Genomic DNA, 17,661 nt, shown 5'->3' with positions numbered 1-17,661 from the left:
GATGCCGGGCGACCGTCGCCCGGTGGGGCGGGGCCAGGTGCCGGGGAGCCGACAGCCGGTGGGGCGGCGCACTAACCAAGAACCCTGGTAGAGAACTCCCCACCCACCCACCCCGCCCAACTCATCACCCCATCGGGTGACTTGGGCGCGCATATGCCAAGGGTCGGGTTAGTCTCGCCGCAACAACCTCAGACAGACGTCGGCCCTCGCCGGGACTGCCATCCCGAGACGAGGGCCTGACCTACCAGGAAGAGTCGAGCTTCCCGATGGCTGACAAGCAGTCTAGTGCGCCCCTGCGCGCTCACGCCGACGCTCCCGCGTCCGGCGTCGTCCACGTCCGCACCCGGCACACCGCCAACTTCACGGTGCTCTCGAATCGGCTCGCCCAGCGGGCGGGCAGCGCGGTGACGGTCGGCGTCGCCGCGTACATCCTGTCGCTGCCCGACGGCGCCTCCATCCGCATCGACGCGCTCTGCGCCCACTTCAAGGAGGGCCGGGCCCGGATCTCCGCCGCGCTCAACGAGCTGGAGGCGGAAGGCTGGCTGGAGCGGAAGGTCGAGCGGGGGCCGGGCGGGCGGATCGTCACCCGGACGTTCGTGTACGACGCGCCGGGCAGTGCGGAGCGCGAGGCGCCCCCGGCCGTACCCGCGCCCGAGGCGCCCGCCCCGAAGCCGGAACCGGAACCGCAGCCCGAACCGGAGCTCGGCGTCGCGCCCGACCCCCGCGCCGCCGCCGTCCTCGGCTCCCTGCGCCACCGGGACCGGCGGCTGGCCCTGTCCGAGCGGGAGACCGCCGCGCTGGCGCCCGCCGTCGCGGAGTGGCTGGACCGTGGGGTCGGGCCGTACGAGATCGCCGAGGCACTGACCTCCGGGCTCCCCGCCTCCATAGACCGCCGCCCGGCGCGGCTGCTGGCCTACCGCCTGGCCGCCCTGCGGCCGCCCGAGCCGCCCACCGCCCCGACACCGCCCCGCCCGATCCCCTTCCAGGACTGCGACGGCTGCGACCGAGTCTTCCGCGCACCCCACCCGGGCCGCTGCCGCGACTGCCGGAACTCGGCGCCCGGCTCGCCGCCACTCGCCGCTTGACCATGACGTGAACCAACACTCTCCGACCTGGAAGAGGTACGACCGCATGACGACGCGGAAACAGGTTTCGCTCTACCGCCCACGTGCTCTGTCACGCTCGGGCCCGATGTCCCGGAAGGATCACGAGGTGGCCCTGCGACGACACCTTCTGGGGCCGCCGGGCGCCGGTAGGCTGAAGCGGTCCGACGAGCGAGGAGACGACTTCCGCATGAGCAGCCAACCTGTGAACCACGACGGGCCGATCATGCCGATGCCTGCACTCACGCTCCCCGCGCTACGCGCTGCGGTCGCCGGTCTGGCGCCCGGCAAGCTGTCGGAACTGATCGCCGAGATGCAGCAGGCATTCGACCGCGCCGGACAAGACGGCAGCACCGCGCCTATCCGCTTGTTCTACCGCCGGTGGGGCACCTTCGTCGCCATTGAAAGAATCCCGGAGCGGGCAGCTCGTTTGCATGCCGCGGAGGAGGTTCTGCACACCAGCGACAGCCCAGATGCGCGGCAAGCGGCAATCCATGAGATCGGGGCCATCGTGCAGGCCGCGGAGCGCGAAGTCGAAGCGCTGGAGACCGGGTGAGCGACTGGACGTGGGAGTACATCTCCCACGATCTCGGCGAGAGTCTGGCTCCCTCCGTCCGGGCAGAGGTTGAGCGAATAGCCGCTGAGCTGGCCGTGGTCAATTCCATGGTGTATCTGGAAGGGGCTGCCTACCAGGGCCGGTCACCAGGGCTGCGGGTCGAGTACGGGAGCTCCGCGGACGGGGCGCACATCATGCTGAGCTTTCTGACCGACGTGCGTGGAGAACGCATTGTCATTGTCAGCGTGTCATCGATCTGACAATCGACATCAGACCACAGGCGGCCGGTGGCGGGCTGGGCCCGCCACCGGCCGTACCGGGTTACCGGATGAACCGGGTTACCGGGTGAAGTGGAAGATGCCCCACGTCACGTTGTTGTTCTTGCCGCCCTCGACCCAGTTGGTGAGACCTTTCTTCATGTGGGCGAGGTAGTCGGCACTGACGTGTTCCGCCAAGCCTTCATCTTCCTGGCGGCGGGTCTCCTCCAGGACCCGGCTGTAGTGCGTGACCAAGTGGTCGCGGTGCTCCTCGAAGCCGCCGCCGACCTCGGTGAAGCCGAGGCGGGCCAGTTCGTGGCGGTAGAAGTCCGGGGAGCCCATGGTGTCGAGGTGGATGCGGTCCAGGATGGGCCGCAGGGTCTCGGTCGGGCAGCCGTCCGCCGCCATGGGGTCGGTGAAGATGATCTGGCCGCCGGGGCGCAGGACGCGGGCGGCCTCCTCCAGGGGGCGGCGGCGGTTGCCGCTGTGCAGGAACGCGTCCTGGGACCAGACGACGTCGACGCTGTTGTCCGGCAGCGGGATGGACTCGAAGGAGCCGTCCAGCACCTCGATGGTCTCGTTCAGCCCGCGCTCGGCGTTGATCGCGCGGTGCCGCTCGTTCTCCACCTCGCTGAGGTTGAGGGCGGTGACGTGGCAGCCGTACGTCTCGGCGAGATAGCGCGCCGAGCCGCCGAAGCCCGCTCCGAGGTCGAGGACGCGGGAGTCCGGGGTGAGGTCGAGGCGGCCCGCCATGCGGGCGACGGTGCGCCTGCTGGCCTCGGCGATCGGCTCGTCGGGCCGGTCGTAGAAGCCGATGTGGATGTCTTCGCCGCCCCAGACGCGCCAGTAGAACTCGTCGGCGTCCGTGGAGTTGTAGTAGTCGCGGGCGGTACCGACGGCCGGGGAATAGTCCCCGGACGGGTCGTCCGTCGCGATGTACTCCTTCTCCGCGACGTGGATGAAGAAGTCGGGCTGCTCCTCCCGGTAGGTGTGCTGGAAGTCGCCGTACGTCTCGATCCGCTGGAAGCCGACCTCCTGCATGAGCCGGCGCGTGTAGTCCTTACGCAGCGGAAACATGTTGAGGTGGTAGACGGAATCGTCGGGGAAGCTGTAGCGCATGCGGCACAGCCCCTCGTCGACGTGCTCCGGCTCTACGGCGACGTCTTCTCCGCAGTAGTAGTACACATGCTTGCTGGTGTAGCCGTTGTCGAGCATCGCGTCGTAGTTGCGATGGTCAAGGATGAGGACGCCATCGTGCTTGAGCATCGCGTAGAACTCGGCGAGTGCCTTGCGGCGGTCACGCTCCGAGAAGAGGTGCGTGAAGGAGTTGCCGAGGCAGACGATGGCGTCGTACGGGCCGTGCACGTCGCGGTTGAGCCAGCGCCAGTCGGCCTGGACGACGCGGAGGATGTGTTCGCCGTTTTTGAGCCCGTTGTCGAACGCCTGGGCAAGCATTTCGGCGCTTCCGTCGACGCTCGCGGTCTCGAACCCGGCTTCAAGAAGCCGTACCGAATGAAAACCGGTCCCGGTGGCGACATCGAGGACCTTTTTTACGCCACGCTCCCGTAGGAGATCTATGAAGAACGTACCCTCACTTTCTGATCGCTTTTCCCAGTCGATGAGCGAGTCCCACTTTTCGACGAAGCTTGGTACATACTCCTCGGTGTAGTGATCGGTGTCCCTGACCTCGAATGGCTTGTCTCCGAATTTCTGAACCGATCGCGCAGAAATAACGAAACCTCCGGTGCTGAGACAGCGGACAACGGCACCCGTGTCCAGATGTGCGCCTCCCCGAAGTTCCGTGATCTATGCCACCCACGAGGCCAATTGTATGTAAATACAAAGCAACACGGACCGGCTAATCCGGAATACACCGCTTTATCGGAGTTATGCGGGTTTTTAGCGTTTTTGACCCGTTACGCCTGCACGGCCGGACGGGAGCGCTCCGTCGCCGCGATGGTGGCCGAGCCCACGACCCGGGTGCCGTCGTAGAGCACGATCGCCTGGCCGGGGGCGACCCCGCGGACCGGCTCGGCGAAGCTCACCCGCAGCTCAGCGCCGTCGGCGCCGTCCACCGGCTCGACCGGCTCGGCCGTCACCTCGGTCTCGCCGCCGTGGGCGCGGAGCTGGGCGGTGTAGGTGCCGGGGCCGGTGGGGGCGGCGCCGCACCAGCGGGGCCTGACGGCGGTGAGCGCCGAGACGTCCAGGGCCTCGACGGGGCCGACGGTGACCGTGTTGTCCACCGGGGAGATGTCGAGCACGTACCGCGGCTTGCCGTCCGGCGCCGGATGGCCGATACGCAGCCCCTTGCGCTGGCCGATGGTGAAGCCGTACGCGCCGTCGTGGCTGCCGAGCTTGTGGCCGCCCTCGTCCACGATGTCGCCCTCGGCGGTGCCGAGGTGGCCGGCGAGGAAGCCCTGGGTGTCGCCGTCCGCGATAAAGCAGATGTCATGGCTGTCGGGCTTCTTGGCGACGGCCAGGCCGCGCTGCTCGGCCTCGGCCCGGATCTCGTCCTTGGTGGTGAGCGTGTCGCCGAGCGGGAACATGGCGTGGGCGAGCTGCCGCTCGTCCAGGACGCCGAGGACGTACGACTGGTCCTTGGCCATGTCGCTGGCGCGGTGCAGCTCCAGAGCGCCGTCCTCGCCGCGGACGACTGTGGCGTAATGGCCGGTGCACACGGCGTCGAAGCCGAGCGCGAGGGCCTTGTCCAGCAGTGCGGCGAACTTGATCTTCTCGTTGCAGCGCAGGCAGGGGTTGGGGGTGCGGCCCGCCTCGTACTCGGCGATGAAGTCCTCGACCACGTCCTCGCGGAACCGCTCGGCCAGGTCCCACACGTAGAACGGGATGCCGATCACATCGGCGGCCCGGCGGGCGTCGCGCGAGTCCTCGATCGTGCAGCAGCCGCGGGCGCCGGTGCGGAAGGACTGCGGGTTGGCGGAGAGCGCGAGGTGGACGCCGGTCACATCGTGGCCCGCCTCGGCCGCCCGCGCGGCGGCGACCGCCGAGTCCACACCGCCGGACATGGCGGCGAGAACGCGCAGGCGACGGCCGTCGCGGGGACCTGTGGGCGCACCGGGGAAGTCAGTCATAACCCCACCAGCTTAATTCGCTCCGTGGGGAACGAATAACGGGTTAGCCGCTCAGCTCTCGCGGGCCCGGTACAGCACGCGCCGGACCAGGTCGAGGGCCTGATCGACATCCTTGGCGAGATAGGACAGCTCGACGAAGCAGTGCGCGACGCCCGCCTCCCGCTCCGCCCGCACGATCGTGGCCGCGATGTCGTCGACCGAGGCATCGGCGTCGGGGTTGACCCGGAGGATCGCGTCGAAACGGGCCGGATCCCGCCCCTCCCGCTCGGCCGTCTCGCGCAGTCCGGCCAGGGTCCGGGCGAGGGCGGCTACGGGATCGGATCCGGCGTACTTCCGGCCGACGGGCGCGATGGGCAGCCAGCCGTCGGCGCGCCGGGCGGCCCGGTCGAGGGCGGCGGGGGCGAAGGCGCCCAGGTAGACCGGCGGGCGGGGACGGGCGGCGGGTTTGAGGTCGATGTGGCTGGCGGGCACGGTCCAGTGCTCGCCGCGGTAGGCGACCGGGTTCTCCGTCCACCAGGCGGTCAGGACGTCCAGGCATTCGTCCAGGCGGCGGCCGCGCTCGGCCATGGGGATGCCCGTCGTCTCGTACTCCTCGGGCGACCAGCCGGTGCCGAGGCCGACCAGCAGCCGTCCCGCGCTCAGCAGGTCGATGCTGGTGAGGGAGCGGGCGAGCAGCGCCGGGGCGTACCAGGGCGCGTTGATGACATTGGTGCCGAGCTCGACGCGTTCGGTGACCGCGGCGGCGGTGGCCAGCAGCGCGAACGGGTCCAGGGCGGACCGGAATTCCGGCGGGATCACGTCCGTACCGGCGTAGCCGACCTTCGGGTCGACCGGGGCGAGCAGCCGGTCGCCGACCCACAGGCTGTGCGCGCCGAGCGCTTCGGCCTCCCGGGCGAACCGCGCGGCGTGCCGCGGGTGGTGGGCCAGCTCACCGAACTGGGGAAGGGTGAACCCGATGCGCATACGACGGCTCCTCGTGGGCTCGTTGTCCCCGGGCCTCGTTGCCCGTGGGCTGCCGGTGATCCTCGCGGTTGGTTCAACATTCAGCTACCCGGCGGCATACGGTTCGCGCCATGATCCGCTTTGGCGGAACCGCACACATGGGCCCGCGCGTTGAATCCTTCGTGAGCGGAACCGACGGCGGCGTGCGCCGCCATGTGAACCGGCGCACCCTGCTGCTGGGCGGCACCGCGGCCGGGCTGGGCGCGGCCGGAATCGGCGGATATGCCGCGCGGGACGACCTGAAGCGGCTGTGGTGGCGCGTCCCCGGGGTGGACCAGGAGCGCGTCGAGGGCGCGGTCGACCACCCGGGCGCGGACTGGGTGGCGGCCTCCGGGGCGAACTACCGGCGCGCCGACCGGCCGTACGACTACACGGTGGACCGGGTGGTGATCCATGTCGTGCAGGGCTCCTACGAGGACGCGCTCAAGGTCTTCCGGGACCCCGGGCACCTCGCCGCGGCGCACTATGTGGTGCGCCGCGACGGGCATATAGCGCAGACGGTCCGCGAGCTGGACGTGGCGTTCCACGCGGGCAACCGCTCGTACAACGAGCGCAGCGTGGGCATCGAGCACGAGGGGTTCGTCACCCGCCCCCAGGACTTCACGGACGCCATGTACCGGTCCTCGGCCCGGCTGACCGCGGCGATCTGCGAGCGCTACGGGATGGGGCGGGACCGCGATCACATCGTGGCCCACTCGGAGGTGCCGGGCACCGACCACACCGACCCCGGCCGCCACTGGGACTGGGACCGCTATCTGGAGCTGGTGCGGGCGGTGCGGGTCACCAAGTGAGAACGGATCAGGCGGTGCCGAAGACGACGGCGAGCGGGCGGTTCTTGCTGTCGCTGGTGGGCCTGGTGGCCGTGTCGCTGCCGATGTAGAGCTTCTTGTCGGCGAAGAGCATCCGGGCGTCGCCGTATGTCTCCATGTCCGACTCGGCGTCCTTCATGGCGTCGGGGTTCCGCTGGATCTGCTCGACCTCGAAGGACTTGGGGTCGATGCGCACGACCCCGCCCGCCTCGCTGTACATGCTGCCCTGGTAGGCGAGCAGCGAGCCGTCCTTCTCGGTGCTGAGAGGGGTGAGCGACCGGCTCTCGGCCATCTTCGTCCGGCCGGTCTCCTTGCCGGTCTTGATGTTCACGCCGGTGATCTTCTCGCCGGGGCCGCCGTCGTCCACGTCCACCTCGGAGGCGAGGTAGACGGTGTCGCTCTTCTTGTCGAGGGCGAGGTTCTTGCAGCCCTCTACGTTGACGGCGGGGCAGTCGGGCTTGAACCCCTTGGCCAGGACGTCGATCGAGTTGACCAGCTTGCCCTGCTTGCCGCTGTCGTCGATGGTCAGGATGTCGGTGACCCCGGAGCCGCCGTCGGAGTCGCCGGTGTCGGCGGCCACGACGAGGGGCGCGGTGGACAGGACGTGGGCGCGCTCGAACTCGCCGTCGAGCTTGTAGGACGACAGCACCTTGCGCGTGGTCGGATCCACGGTCTGGAGCTCCAGCTTCTCGGTGCTGGAGTCCGCGCTGCTGCAGCCGTGCAGCGCGACGAGCTTGCCGTCGCCGCCCGCGTAGCCGTCGTCGTCGCAGTCCGCGATGTACTCCGGCTTCCACAGCGGCTTGCCTTCGAGCGACCAGGCGCCGCCGCCGCTGGTGCCTCCGGCGGCGATGGTGTTCCCGGTGATCGTGACCTCGTCGAAGTCGACGCCGTCGTTGCCCTCGGTGTCCGTCCCCTCCTTCTGCCAGAGCAGCTCGCCCTTGTTCAGGTCGACCAGACCGACCTGGGTGCATTCCGCGTCACTGCCCTTGCCGTCCTTGAACAGCACCGCCGTGCGGCCGTCCTCGGTGGTGTGCGGCGATGCCCAGCAGATTTCCCCGTCGAGCTGTATCGTCCACTGGGCTTTGGCACCGTCCGGGGAATATCCGACGATCTTGTCGATATCGCCCTTCACGAAATTCTCGCCGGTCACCCACATACCCATGACATTGGTGTCCTTGGTGACTTTCGGCATGCCGACCTTGCCAAGCGTCTTCGCCTGGGCGCCCTGGGAGGACGATTCGCCGCCCTTCCCCCCGTCCTCGCTGTCCCCGCATGCGGAAAGCAGCATGAGACCGCCCGCCGCCAGTGCCGCTATGGCCAGTCGGCCCGAACGCTGCGACATCAGAGTTCTCCCGTTTTTCCCCGTTTAAGAGGCCCGGCGCACTTTTTTCCGTGCATGCCGGGCCCGTTGACGGGGTAGATCCTTGCCGACCGCTCTTCGCTATTTCAAGCGGAGCTTGATGTTCCGTGGGTTATTTGAAATGGCCGGGAGAACAGCGGGAATTCTTCGGTTATTGTTCGGTCAGCTGAGGCCCGCGCTGCGTGCCCGTTCCACGGCCGGGCCGATCGCGTCCGCCACCGCCTCGATGTCGGCCTTGGTCGACGTATGACCGAGGGAGAAGCGCAGGGTGCCGCGCGCCAGGTCCACGTCGGTGCCGGTGGCCAGCACCACATGGCTGGGCTGGGCGACCCCGGCGGTGCAGGCCGAGCCCGTCGAGCACTCGATGCCCCGCGCGTCCAGCAGCAGGAGCAGCGAGTCGCCCTCGCAGCCGGGGAAGGAGAAGTGCGCGTTGGCCGGGAGGCGGCCCGCCGGATCGGGGTCGCCGCCGAGGATCGCGTCGGGGACGGCGGTGCGGACGGCGGTGATGAGCGCGTCGCGCAGGACGCCGATCTCGCGCGCGAACTCCTCGCGGTGCGCGGTGGCGTGCGCACCGGCCACGGCGAACGAGGCGATGGCGGGGACGTCGAGGGTGCCGGAGCGCACCTGGCGCTCCTGGCCGCCGCCGTGCAGGACGGGTACGGGGGCGTATTCGCGGCCCAGCAGCAGCGCGCCGATGCCGTACGGGCCGCCTATCTTGTGGGCGCTGACGGTCATGGCGGACAGGCCCGAGGCGGCGAAGCCGACGTCGAGCTGACCGACCGCCTGCACCGCGTCGGCATGCAGCGGAATGCCGAACTCCGCGGCCACGTCGGCGAGTGCGCGCACCGGCTGGACGGTGCCGATCTCGTTGTTGGCCCACATGACGGTCGCGAGGGCGACGTCCGCGGGGTCGCGGGCGATCGCCTCGCGCAGCGCGTCGGGGTGGACGCGCCCGTACGCGTCGACCGGCAGCCATTCGACCCGCGCGCCCTCGTGCTCGGCGAGCCAGTCGACCGCGTCGAGCACGGCGTGGTGCTCGACGGGGCTGGCGAGCACCCGGGTGCGGGCCGGGTCGGCATCGCGGCGGGACCAGTAGAGCCCCTTGACGGCGAGGTTGTCGGCCTCGGTCCCGCCCGAGGTGAACACGACTTCGCTGGGGCGCGCGCCCAGCGATTCGGCGAGGGATTCCCGGGCCTCCTCGACGGTACGGCGGGCCCTGCGGCCCGCGGCGTGCAGCGACGAGGCGTTGCCGGTGGCGGCGAGCTGGGCGGTCATCGCCTGCACCGCCTCCGGAAGCATCGGGGTGGTGGCGGCGTGGTCGAGATAAACCATGGTGGGCTCGATTCTACGAGCCGTGGCGCGAAGCCGTACCGGGCGTGGGGGCGCGGAGTCCGCGCGGCCCCTTTTTTCTTCGGTAAGGTGTGTCTAGAGTTTTACTCATGACAGCTTCTGACTGGGTACTGGACCGCACCTACCGCAGCGCCTCCGGCGAGGTCCGCTGGGCCGTTTTCGGCGGCTCCGACGCGCCTGACGCCCCTGACGCCGCCGATGCCCCTGACGCCGCCGATGCCCCGCCGGTGGTGCTGCTGCACGGGACGCCGTTCTCCTCGTACGTCTGGCGGGACGTCGGCCGGGCGCTCGCCCAGCGCCGCCGGGTGTACGTCTGGGACATGCCGGGCTATGGGGCGTCGGAGAAGGCCGTCGGCCAGGACGTCTCGCTCGCCGCGCAGGGGCGGGTCTTCGGCGAGCTGCTCGACCACTGGGGGCTGGGGGCGGCCGGTTCGGAACCGGACGTCGTCGCCCATGACTTCGGCGGCTGCGTCGCGCTGCGCGCGCATCTGCTGCACGGTGCGCGCTACCGGCGGCTGGCCTTGGTCGACCCGGTCGCCCTGCCGCCCTTCGGCTCCGCCGCCTATCAGCTGCTCGGCGGCAACGCCGAGGTCTTCGAGCGGCTTCCCGCGGCGCTGCACCGGGCGCTGGTGCGGGAGTACGTCGGCTCGGCGAGCGGGCCGGGGCTGCGGCCGGATGTGTGGGAGCGGCTGGTCGAGCCGTGGTGCGGGGAGGCGGGGCAGCCCGCGTTCTATCGGCAGATCGCGCAGAACGATCAGCGGTTCATCGATGAGGTCGAGGGGCGGTACGGGGAGGTTTCCGTGCCGGTGCTGGTGTGTTGGGGCACGGAGGACGCGTGGATTCCGGTCGCCCATGCGGGAGCGCTGGCCGCGCGGATTCCGGGGGCTCGGGTGCGGCTGATCGAGGGGGCGGGGCACCTGGTGCCGGTGGACGCGGGGGCGGAGCTTTGCGCTGCGCTGGGCGGGTTCCTCGGCTGGGGGTGAGGTCGCGCCCGCGGCGGGCCTGTTCCCCACCCCGCCCCTTCCCGAACCCGGGGCTCCGCCCCGGCGCCCGCTGGGGGCTCCGCCCCCAGACCCCCGGTCCTCAAACGCCGGACGGGCTGGATTGCACAGGGTCAGCCGCGCATGCGGAGGAGCTTTGCCGCTAGTAGGGCGATGTGGTGGCGCCAGGAGGTCAGGGAGCGGGATTGGGCCTCTGCTGTGTCCGGGGGGCCGGTCTGGGTGAGGATGAGGCGGGCACCGTGGCCGGTGCCCTGGGCCAGCTCCCAGTGGACCTGGCCTGCGGGCCGGCCCGCGTGCTCCCAGGCGTAGGACAGGGTCCGGGGGGCCTCGGCCTCGGTGATCGGGCCTGCCGGGACGCCGTCCGTGCGGAATCCGAAGGGGACGGGGTCACCGGCGGTGAGGCCCGCCGCGCCGGTCTGGCCCGCCAGGGCCTGCCAGACCGTTTCCGCCGGGCGGACGAGCTGGCGCTCGAAGCGGAGCCGCCAGCCGCCGTCCTCGGTGGTCTCCACCGCGCCCTCGGCCAGGCCGAACGCCTCGACGTACGACTCGTGCAGCTCGGCCATGTCGCCCGGGGCGGGCTTCTCGCCGTCGAGCAGCGCGGCGAGGGCGGTGACGCAGGCGTGCCAGCCGGAGGCGAAGCTCGCGGCGCCGAAGCGGTCGCCGAAGGTGTGGGTGAGGGTCAGCAGGCAGCCGTCGCCGTCGGGGCGCAGCTCCCAGCGGAGCTGGTCGTCGCCCCAGGTGAAGGCGAAGACCCGGGGCGGGTCCAGCTCGGTGACCACGCCCTCCATGTCGGGGGCCTCGCGGCCGGGGAAGACGAAGCCCATCCGGCCGCCGACCCTGAGGTCCACCTGAACCTCGGAGGGGAACCAGTGGGCCAGCTCGGCCGGGTCGGTCAGGGCCTGCCAGACCTTCTCCGGGGGATGGGCGATCCGCCGCTCCAGGCGCAGGGCGGAGCGGCCGCCGCCGGACTGGCTGAGGGTGTCCTTCATGGTGTGTCCTTCGTGGCGCTGGCATCGAGGTGGCGTTCCAGTGCGTCCAGGCGGTCCGTCCACAGCCGCCGGTACGGGGCGAGCCAGGCGTCGATCTCGGCCAGCGGCTCGGGGCACAGCTCGTACCACCGCCGCTGGGCGTCCCGGCGCACCCGCACCAACCCGGCCTCGCGCAGCACGCGCAGATGCTTGGAGGTGCCGGGCTGGGTCAGCCCCAGCTGGTCGGTCAGCTCGCCGACCAGGCGGGGGCGCTCCAGGAGGAGGTCCAGGATCTGCCGTCGGCTCGGCTCCGCGAGCACGTCGAACGGTATGGGCATGCGAGCCAATATAGCCCTGCGGTTATATACCCGCAACGGGATATAGCTAGGGCTCCTCCGTCGCCGTGCTGCGGCGGTTCCACGCCCTCGGCGCCCGCCATCCGTACCGCATCGCCAGCAGCCGGGTCACGAACGCCACCACGGCCGCGACCGCGCTGGTGGCGCCGGTCAGCGCGTCGAGGTGGATGAGCAGCGCCGCTATGGACGCGCCGACGATGGCCGGTACGGCGTACAGGTCGCGGTCCCAGCGCAGCAGCGAGGGCACCTCGTTCGCGAGGACGTCGCGCAGCACGCCGCCGCCGACCGCGGTCGCCATGCCGAGGGTGACGGACGAGGTGAGGCCGAGCCCGTGCTGATGCGCCTTCACGGTGCCCTCGACGCAGAACAGCCCGAGCCCGGCCGCGTCGAAGACGCCCACGGCCCGGGTGATGCGCTCGACCTGCGGATGCAGGAAGAAGACGAGGACGGTGGCGATGAGCGGGGTGAAGAAGTAGCCGAGGTCCACGAACGCGGCCGGCGGCACCGCGCCGATCACCAGGTCCCGGAACACCCCGCCGCCCAGCGCGGTGACCTCGGCGAGCACCGCCATGCCGAAGACATCGAAGTTCTTGCGCACCGCGAGCAGCGCACCGGAGATCGCGAAGACAAAGATCCCGACGACCTCGAACGCGTGCTGGACGGACGGGGTGACCAGTTCGATGAACACCCGACATTGTTAAACGACGGGGCCGCCGCGCCCGCCCCGTCTCAGCTCTCGGTCTTCTTCGTCGCGCTCCGCACCGGCCCGGCGACATGCGACGGACCGTTCTCCGGGTGGTGGCAGGCCACCTGGTGGCCGGTGGCGAGCGCCACCAGCGGGGGTTCCTCCCGCTTGCACACCTCGGTCGCCTTCCAGCAGCGGGTGTGGAAGCGGCAGCCGGACGGCGGCGAGATCGGCGAGGGCACATCGCCCTTGAGCAGGATCCGCTCGCGCTGGGCGCGCCGCCGGGGGTCGGGCACGGGCACCGCGGAGAGCAGCGCCTTGGTGTACGGGTGCATGGGGTTCTCGTACAGGGCCTTGCGGTCGGCCAGTTCGACGATCTTCCCGAGGTACATCACCGCGATCCGGTCCGAGACGTGCCGGATGACGGACAGGTCGTGCGCGATGATCACGTACGTCAGCCCCAGCTCGTCCTGGAGGTCGTCCAGCAGGTTGACCACCTGGGCCTGGATGGAGACGTCCAGCGCGGAGACCGGCTCGTCGGCGACGACCAGCTTGGGCTTGAGGGCCAGCGCCCGGGCGATGCCGATGCGCTGCCGCTGGCCGCCGGAGAACTCGTGCGGATAGCGGTTGTAGTGCTCGGGGTTGAGGCCGACCAGCGCCAGCAGCCGCTGCACCTCCGCCTTGATGCCGCCCTCCGGGGTGACGCCCTGCAGCCGGAAGGGCGCGCCGACGATCGCGCCGACCGTGTGCCGGGGGTTCAGCGAGGAGTACGGATCCTGGAAGATCATCTGGACGTCGCGGCGCATCGGCCGCATCGCCGCGGTGCCCAGATGCGTGATGTCCTTGCCCTCGAACCGGATCTTCCCGGAGGTGGGTTCGAGCAGCCGGGTGATCAGCCGTCCCATGGTGGACTTGCCGCAGCCCGACTCGCCGACCACGCCCAGGGTCTCCCCCGGGCGTACGTCGAAGTCGAGGCCGTCGACCGCCTGCACCGCGCCGCTCTGCCGCTGCAGCAGCCCCTTCTTGATGGGGAAGTGCTTGACCAGGCCGGACACCGTGAGCAGGGGTTCGGGGGTGGTGGTCGCCTGCTCCGGGACCGTCATTGTCGGATCCTTCGTGTCGGTCACAGCTTCGGCGCAATCTCTTCGGTCCAGATCCGCGTACGGTCCTCCTGCGCCATGTGGCAGGCGGAGAAGTGCCCGCCCGCGCCCGGCACTTCGCGCAGCTCCGGCCGCTCGGTGCGGGTGACGCCGCCCTCGGGGACGTCCGCGTACGGGCAGCGCGGGTGGAAGGCGCAGCCGGACGGCACGTTGATCAGGCTGGGCGGGGAGCCCTTGACCGGGATCAGCCGCTCGGTCTGGTCGCGGTCGATGCGGGGCATCGAGCCGAGCAGCCCCCAGGTGTACGGGTGCTGGGGCTCGTAGAAGACCTTCTCGGCGGGTCCCCGCTCGACGCAGCGGCCTCCGTACATCACCAGCAGGTCGTCGGCGAGTTCGGCGACCACGCCCAGGTCGTGGGTGATGACGATGACCGCCGAGCCGAACTCCTTCTGCAGATCCCGGATGAGGTCGAGGATCTGCGCCTGGACGGTGACGTCGAGGGCGGTGGTCGGCTCGTCGGCGATCAGCAGCTCGGGGTTGTTGACCAGCGACATCGCGATCATCGCGCGCTGGCGCATGCCGCCGGAGAACTCGTGCGGGTAGCTGTCCACCCGCTTGTCCGGCTGCGGGATGCCCACCCGGTCGAGCATGTCGACCGCGCGCTTGCGGGCGACCTCCTTGCTGACCTCGTGGTGGACCCGGTACGCCTCGGTGATCTGGCGGCCGATCGTGTAGTACGGGTGCAGCGCCGACAGCGGGTCCTGGAAGATCATCGACATCTCGCGGCCGCGCAGCTTGCGCACCTCGTCGGGGTCGGCGCCCAGCAGCTCCTGCCCGTTCAGCCAGATCTCCCCGGAGATCCGGGCCTTGCGGCGGCCGTACTGCCCGGCGGTGTGCAGCCCCATGATGCCGAGCGAGGTGACGGACTTGCCGGAGCCGGACTCGCCGACGATGCCGAGCGTCTTGCCCTTCTCCAGCCGGAAGCTGAGCCCGTCCACGGACTTGACCAGGCCGTCGTCGGTCGGGAAGTGGACCCGCAGATCCCGCACTTCGAGGAAGGCCGTCGGGGCGGGCGAACCGGCCGCGGCCACCTCCCCCACGGCAGCGGTAGCGGGCTTGTTCAGGTCGGTCATCCGAGCCTCACTCGTGGGTCGATGACGGCGTACAGGAGGTCCACGACGAGGTTGGCGACCACGATGCACAACGCGGCGATCAGGGTGACGCCCAGGATGAGCGGCAGGTCCTTGTCGCTGATCGCGTTGACCGCGAGCCGGCCGAGGCCGGGCAGGTTGTACGTACTCTCGGTGAGCACCGCGCCGCCGAGCAGCGCGCCCAGGTCCAGCCCGAGCAGGGTGAGGATCGGGGTCCAGGTGGAGCGCATCGCGTGCCGCCCGATGACCGTCCGCTCCCGCAGCCCCTTGGCGCGGGCGGTGCGGATGTAGTCCTCGCCCATGATCTCCAGCATGGTGGCGCGGGTGAGCCGGGCGTACATGGCGGCGTAGAGGAAGGCGAGCGTGATCCACGGCAGGATCAGGCTCTCGAACCACTTGGCGGGGTCGTCGCCGAGCCCCTTGTAGTCCACGTCGACCCACTTCAGCTGGTAACTGAAGATCGCCAGCGAGAGCAGACCGGTGAAGTAGATCGGCAGCGAGACACCGGCGAGCGCGGCGGTCATCGCCGAGCGGTCCCACAGGGTGCCCCGGCGCAGCGCGGAGACGACGCCGGTGGCGATGCCGCCGACGAGCCACAGCACGCACGCGCCCGCGGCGAGCGAGAGGGTGACCGGCATGGCGTCGGTCAGCTGCGGCCACACCGCCTGCTCGGTGCGGAAGGAGTAGCCGAAGCAGGGCCTCGGGCAGTGGGTGACGTCGGCGCCGTTGGCGTAGTCGCGCCCGGCGAACAGCCCCTCGACGAAGTGCCAGAACTGCACCAGGACCGGATCGCTGAGCCCCAGCTTCGTCCTGATGCCCTCGATGGCCGCGGGGTCGGCCTGTTTGCCGACGAAGAGCAGCGCCGGGTCGGAACCGGCCCACTTCGGGATCACGAAGAAGATGGCGAAGGTCGTCAGGGTGACGACCAGCAGCATCATGACGACGGCGAACAAGCGCCGGATGACGTAAGCAAGCACTGTGCGCGGCCCGGTGGCGGTTCCGGAACCCCGGGGTGCGGGGTTCCGGGACCGCCACGCGTGGCCATCACCTGCCCTTCGGGCCTATCGGATGAAGCGACGGTGGGGGTGGGGTGGCCGGTGGCCGACCGTCACTTGACCCCGAGGGACACGTAGTCGTACCGGCCGTTGTAGGCCGAGGACGAGTAGGCGTTGGTCAGCCGCGAGCTGCGCCAGGTGATGTTCTTCTCGTAGAGGAACGGCATCGCGATGGCCAGGTCGGCGACCTTGTGGTTCATGTCCGCGTAGATCTGGCCGGCCTTGGCGGGGTCGGTCTCCTTGAGCGCGCTGTCGAAGTCCTTGTTGATCGCGCTGTTGTTGGTCTCGGAGACGTTGTAGTTGCCGGTCTGCTCGATGAAGCGGCCGTCGAACAGCGGGCGGGAGAAGCCCTGGCCGGTCGGGAAGTCGGGGCCCCAGCCGGTCATGTTGAGGCCGTAGCCGCGCTTGTGCATCACGGACGGGGAGCCGGTGATGCTGGCCGACGAGCCGCCCTCGATCTCGTTGATGTCGAGCTTGATGCCGACCTTCTCCAGCGACTCCTGGAGCGCCTCGGCGGCCGCCGTCTCGTTGGGCTGGTCGTTACGGGAGACGATCTTGGCGGAGAAGCCGTTCGGCTTGCCGCACTGCTTCAGCTCGTCCTTGGCCTTGGCCGCGTCCGGCTTGCCCTTGCGCTTCAGGACGCCGTACGGGTCGTAGTCGTCCGAGCCCTTGACGGTCTTGGGGAGCATGTTGGGGGCGAGGTCGCCACCGGCCTGGGGGCCGCCGCGGGTGGTCTGGAGCTGGGTGTAGTCGGTCGCGTAGAAGACCGCCTTGCGGCAGTGGATGTTGTCGAACGGCTTCACCTTGGTGGCGATGTCGACATAGCGCACGAAGTTCGTGTTCATGTTGTCGACGTTGCCCTTGTGCTCCTTGAGCGCGGCGGCGCGGCCGGACTGGCCCATGCCGGTGGCGCTGAGGAAGACGTCGTAGTCGCCCTTGACGAGCAGCTTGTCGATGGCTTCCAGGTTGGAGTTGAAGGTGACCGTGACCTGGTCCGGCAGAGCGGCGCGGATCGGGTCGGACGACTTCTTCCACTTGTCGTTGCGCACCAGGGCCAGGCTCTTGCCCGGGGTGAACGACTGGACCTTGTACGGGCCGGAGGAGAACGGCCGGTTGGTGTACTTGGCGCCGGTGTCCTTCTCCTGCTTGACCGGGGAGCCGGTGGGCATCGCGAGCATCTGCTCGAAGTCACCGTTGGGCTCGGCGAGACGGAAGACGATGGTCTTGTCGTCCGGCGTCTCGATCGTCTTCAGCCCGAGCTTGTCCTTGGACTTGTCCTTGTACGGGCCCGGGTACTCGCCCTTGGGGTCGAGGGCCTGGCGCAGATAGCCGGGGCCGCCGGAGACGACGTCCTTGGCCCAGATGCGCTCGATGCCGTACTTGACGTCCTTGGAGGTGATGGCCGAGCCGTCCTCCCAGGTGATCCCGTCACGCATGGTGTACGTGTACGTCTTGCCGCCGTCGGTGATCTTGGCGGTGGAGGTGGCCAGGTCGGGAATCAGCTCGTTGGACGCCTCGCCCGGCTTCGGCGAGAACGTGATGAGTTGACGCGAGTAGAACCGGGCGAAGTCCCAGGCGAAGCCGTAGTACTGGCGCTGCGGGTCGAGCGAGTCGAAGTTCTGCTTGTTGATGAACTTGAGGGTGCCGCCCTTCTTGGCGGACTTGTTGGCTATGCCCTCCGCCCCCGCGTTGAATCCGGCACCGGAGCCTTTTTCGTCGCTGCCGCCGCCGCACGCCGCGGTGGCCAGCAGGGCGCAGACGACAGCCGTCGCGCCGACGATCCGCCTGCTTCTCGACGAACGTAGGGGTTTCATGGTTC

Annotated in this window: 17 protein-coding genes; 5 read left to right on the top strand and 12 right to left on the bottom strand. The window is 69.9% G+C overall.

Translation table 11 applies throughout. From position 1 onward, the window contains the following. Window positions 1–266: 266 nt before the first annotated feature. From ACZ59A_RS13135 to ACZ59A_RS13125, 3 genes are all read left to right on the top strand, one after another. Window positions 267–1,085 (top strand): hypothetical protein, encoded by an 819-nt coding sequence (locus ACZ59A_RS13135; protein ID WP_470957366.1) that lies wholly within the window; start codon window positions 267–269, stop codon window positions 1,083–1,085. 208 nt (window positions 1,086–1,293) lie between these two features. Further along, window positions 1,294–1,659: a hypothetical protein gene (locus ACZ59A_RS13130; protein WP_470957364.1), complete on the top strand. Its 366-nt coding sequence runs from the start codon at window positions 1,294–1,296 to the stop codon at window positions 1,657–1,659. Then, window positions 1,656–1,919, top strand: coding sequence for a hypothetical protein (locus tag ACZ59A_RS13125; protein WP_470957362.1), 264 nt, complete (start codon window positions 1,656–1,658; stop codon window positions 1,917–1,919). The genes ACZ59A_RS13130 and ACZ59A_RS13125 overlap by 4 nt, the downstream gene beginning before the upstream one ends. A gap of 78 nt (window positions 1,920–1,997) precedes the next feature. Here ACZ59A_RS13125 and ACZ59A_RS13120 read toward each other — a convergent pair whose 3' ends face one another. From ACZ59A_RS13120 to ACZ59A_RS13110, 3 genes are all read right to left on the bottom strand, one after another. Beyond that, complete coding sequence (locus ACZ59A_RS13120; protein ID WP_470957923.1) at window positions 1,998–3,647, bottom strand: glycine/sarcosine N-methyltransferase; 1,650 nt, start codon at window positions 3,645–3,647, stop codon at window positions 1,998–2,000. A gap of 185 nt (window positions 3,648–3,832) precedes the next feature. Beyond that, window positions 3,833–5,005: a tRNA 2-thiouridine(34) synthase MnmA gene (mnmA, locus tag ACZ59A_RS13115; protein WP_470957359.1), complete on the bottom strand. Its 1,173-nt coding sequence runs from the start codon at window positions 5,003–5,005 to the stop codon at window positions 3,833–3,835. Window positions 5,006–5,056: 51 nt separating this feature from the next. Then, window positions 5,057–5,968 carry a TIGR03619 family F420-dependent LLM class oxidoreductase gene (locus ACZ59A_RS13110; RefSeq protein ID WP_470957357.1) on the bottom strand — a complete coding sequence of 304 codons (912 nt, stop codon included), beginning with the start codon at window positions 5,966–5,968 and terminating at the stop codon, window positions 5,057–5,059. A gap of 137 nt (window positions 5,969–6,105) precedes the next feature. Here ACZ59A_RS13110 and ACZ59A_RS13105 point away from each other — a divergent pair, with 137 nt between their 5' ends. Beyond that, entirely contained in the window at window positions 6,106–6,798 is a 693-nt protein-coding gene (locus tag ACZ59A_RS13105) for an N-acetylmuramoyl-L-alanine amidase (RefSeq protein WP_470957920.1), read from the top strand. 7 nt (window positions 6,799–6,805) lie between these two features. On the opposite strand, the gene ACZ59A_RS13100 is transcribed toward ACZ59A_RS13105, so the two are convergent. Continuing rightward, window positions 6,806–8,158, bottom strand: coding sequence for a hypothetical protein (locus ACZ59A_RS13100; RefSeq protein WP_470957356.1), 1,353 nt, complete (start codon window positions 8,156–8,158; stop codon window positions 6,806–6,808). A 180-nt stretch (window positions 8,159–8,338) separates the two neighbouring features. Further along, window positions 8,339–9,508 (bottom strand): cysteine desulfurase family protein, encoded by a 1,170-nt coding sequence (locus ACZ59A_RS13095; protein WP_470957353.1) that lies wholly within the window; start codon window positions 9,506–9,508, stop codon window positions 8,339–8,341. A 107-nt stretch (window positions 9,509–9,615) separates the two neighbouring features. On the opposite strand from ACZ59A_RS13095, the gene ACZ59A_RS13090 reads away from it, so the two are divergent. Further along, window positions 9,616–10,509, top strand: coding sequence for an alpha/beta fold hydrolase (locus ACZ59A_RS13090; RefSeq protein WP_470957351.1), 894 nt, complete (start codon window positions 9,616–9,618; stop codon window positions 10,507–10,509). Between the two features lie 131 nt (window positions 10,510–10,640). On the opposite strand, the gene ACZ59A_RS13085 is transcribed toward ACZ59A_RS13090, so the two are convergent. From ACZ59A_RS13085 to ACZ59A_RS13055, 7 genes are all read right to left on the bottom strand, one after another. Continuing rightward, a complete protein-coding gene (locus ACZ59A_RS13085; RefSeq protein WP_470957348.1) occupies window positions 10,641–11,516 on the bottom strand; it encodes an SRPBCC family protein in 876 nt (291 codons plus the stop codon). Then, window positions 11,513–11,833, bottom strand: a complete 321-nt coding sequence (locus ACZ59A_RS13080) for an ArsR/SmtB family transcription factor (RefSeq protein WP_470957346.1) — start codon at window positions 11,831–11,833, stop codon at window positions 11,513–11,515. Before ACZ59A_RS13080 ends, ACZ59A_RS13085 begins: the two co-directional genes overlap by 4 nt. Window positions 11,834–11,879: 46 nt before the next feature. Continuing rightward, entirely contained in the window at window positions 11,880–12,539 is a 660-nt protein-coding gene (locus ACZ59A_RS13075; RefSeq protein WP_470957343.1) for a trimeric intracellular cation channel family protein, read from the bottom strand. A 41-nt stretch (window positions 12,540–12,580) separates the two neighbouring features. Further along, complete coding sequence (locus ACZ59A_RS13070; protein ID WP_470957340.1) at window positions 12,581–13,639, bottom strand: ABC transporter ATP-binding protein; 1,059 nt, start codon at window positions 13,637–13,639, stop codon at window positions 12,581–12,583. A 20-nt stretch (window positions 13,640–13,659) separates the two neighbouring features. After that, entirely contained in the window at window positions 13,660–14,769 is a 1,110-nt protein-coding gene (locus ACZ59A_RS13065; RefSeq protein ID WP_470957338.1) for an ABC transporter ATP-binding protein, read from the bottom strand. After that, window positions 14,766–15,764: an ABC transporter permease gene (locus ACZ59A_RS13060; RefSeq protein ID WP_470957335.1), complete on the bottom strand. Its 999-nt coding sequence runs from the start codon at window positions 15,762–15,764 to the stop codon at window positions 14,766–14,768. The genes ACZ59A_RS13065 and ACZ59A_RS13060 overlap by 4 nt, the downstream gene beginning before the upstream one ends. Window positions 15,765–15,895: 131 nt before the next feature. Continuing rightward, window positions 15,896–17,656 carry an ABC transporter substrate-binding protein gene (locus tag ACZ59A_RS13055; protein ID WP_470957332.1) on the bottom strand — a complete coding sequence of 587 codons (1,761 nt, stop codon included), beginning with the start codon at window positions 17,654–17,656 and terminating at the stop codon, window positions 15,896–15,898. Window positions 17,657–17,661: the final 5 nt, after the last annotated feature.

It is taken from the genome of Streptomyces sp. NPDC040405 (genome assembly GCF_055595765.1).
This window is presented reverse-complemented; position numbering and strand designations above follow the sequence as displayed.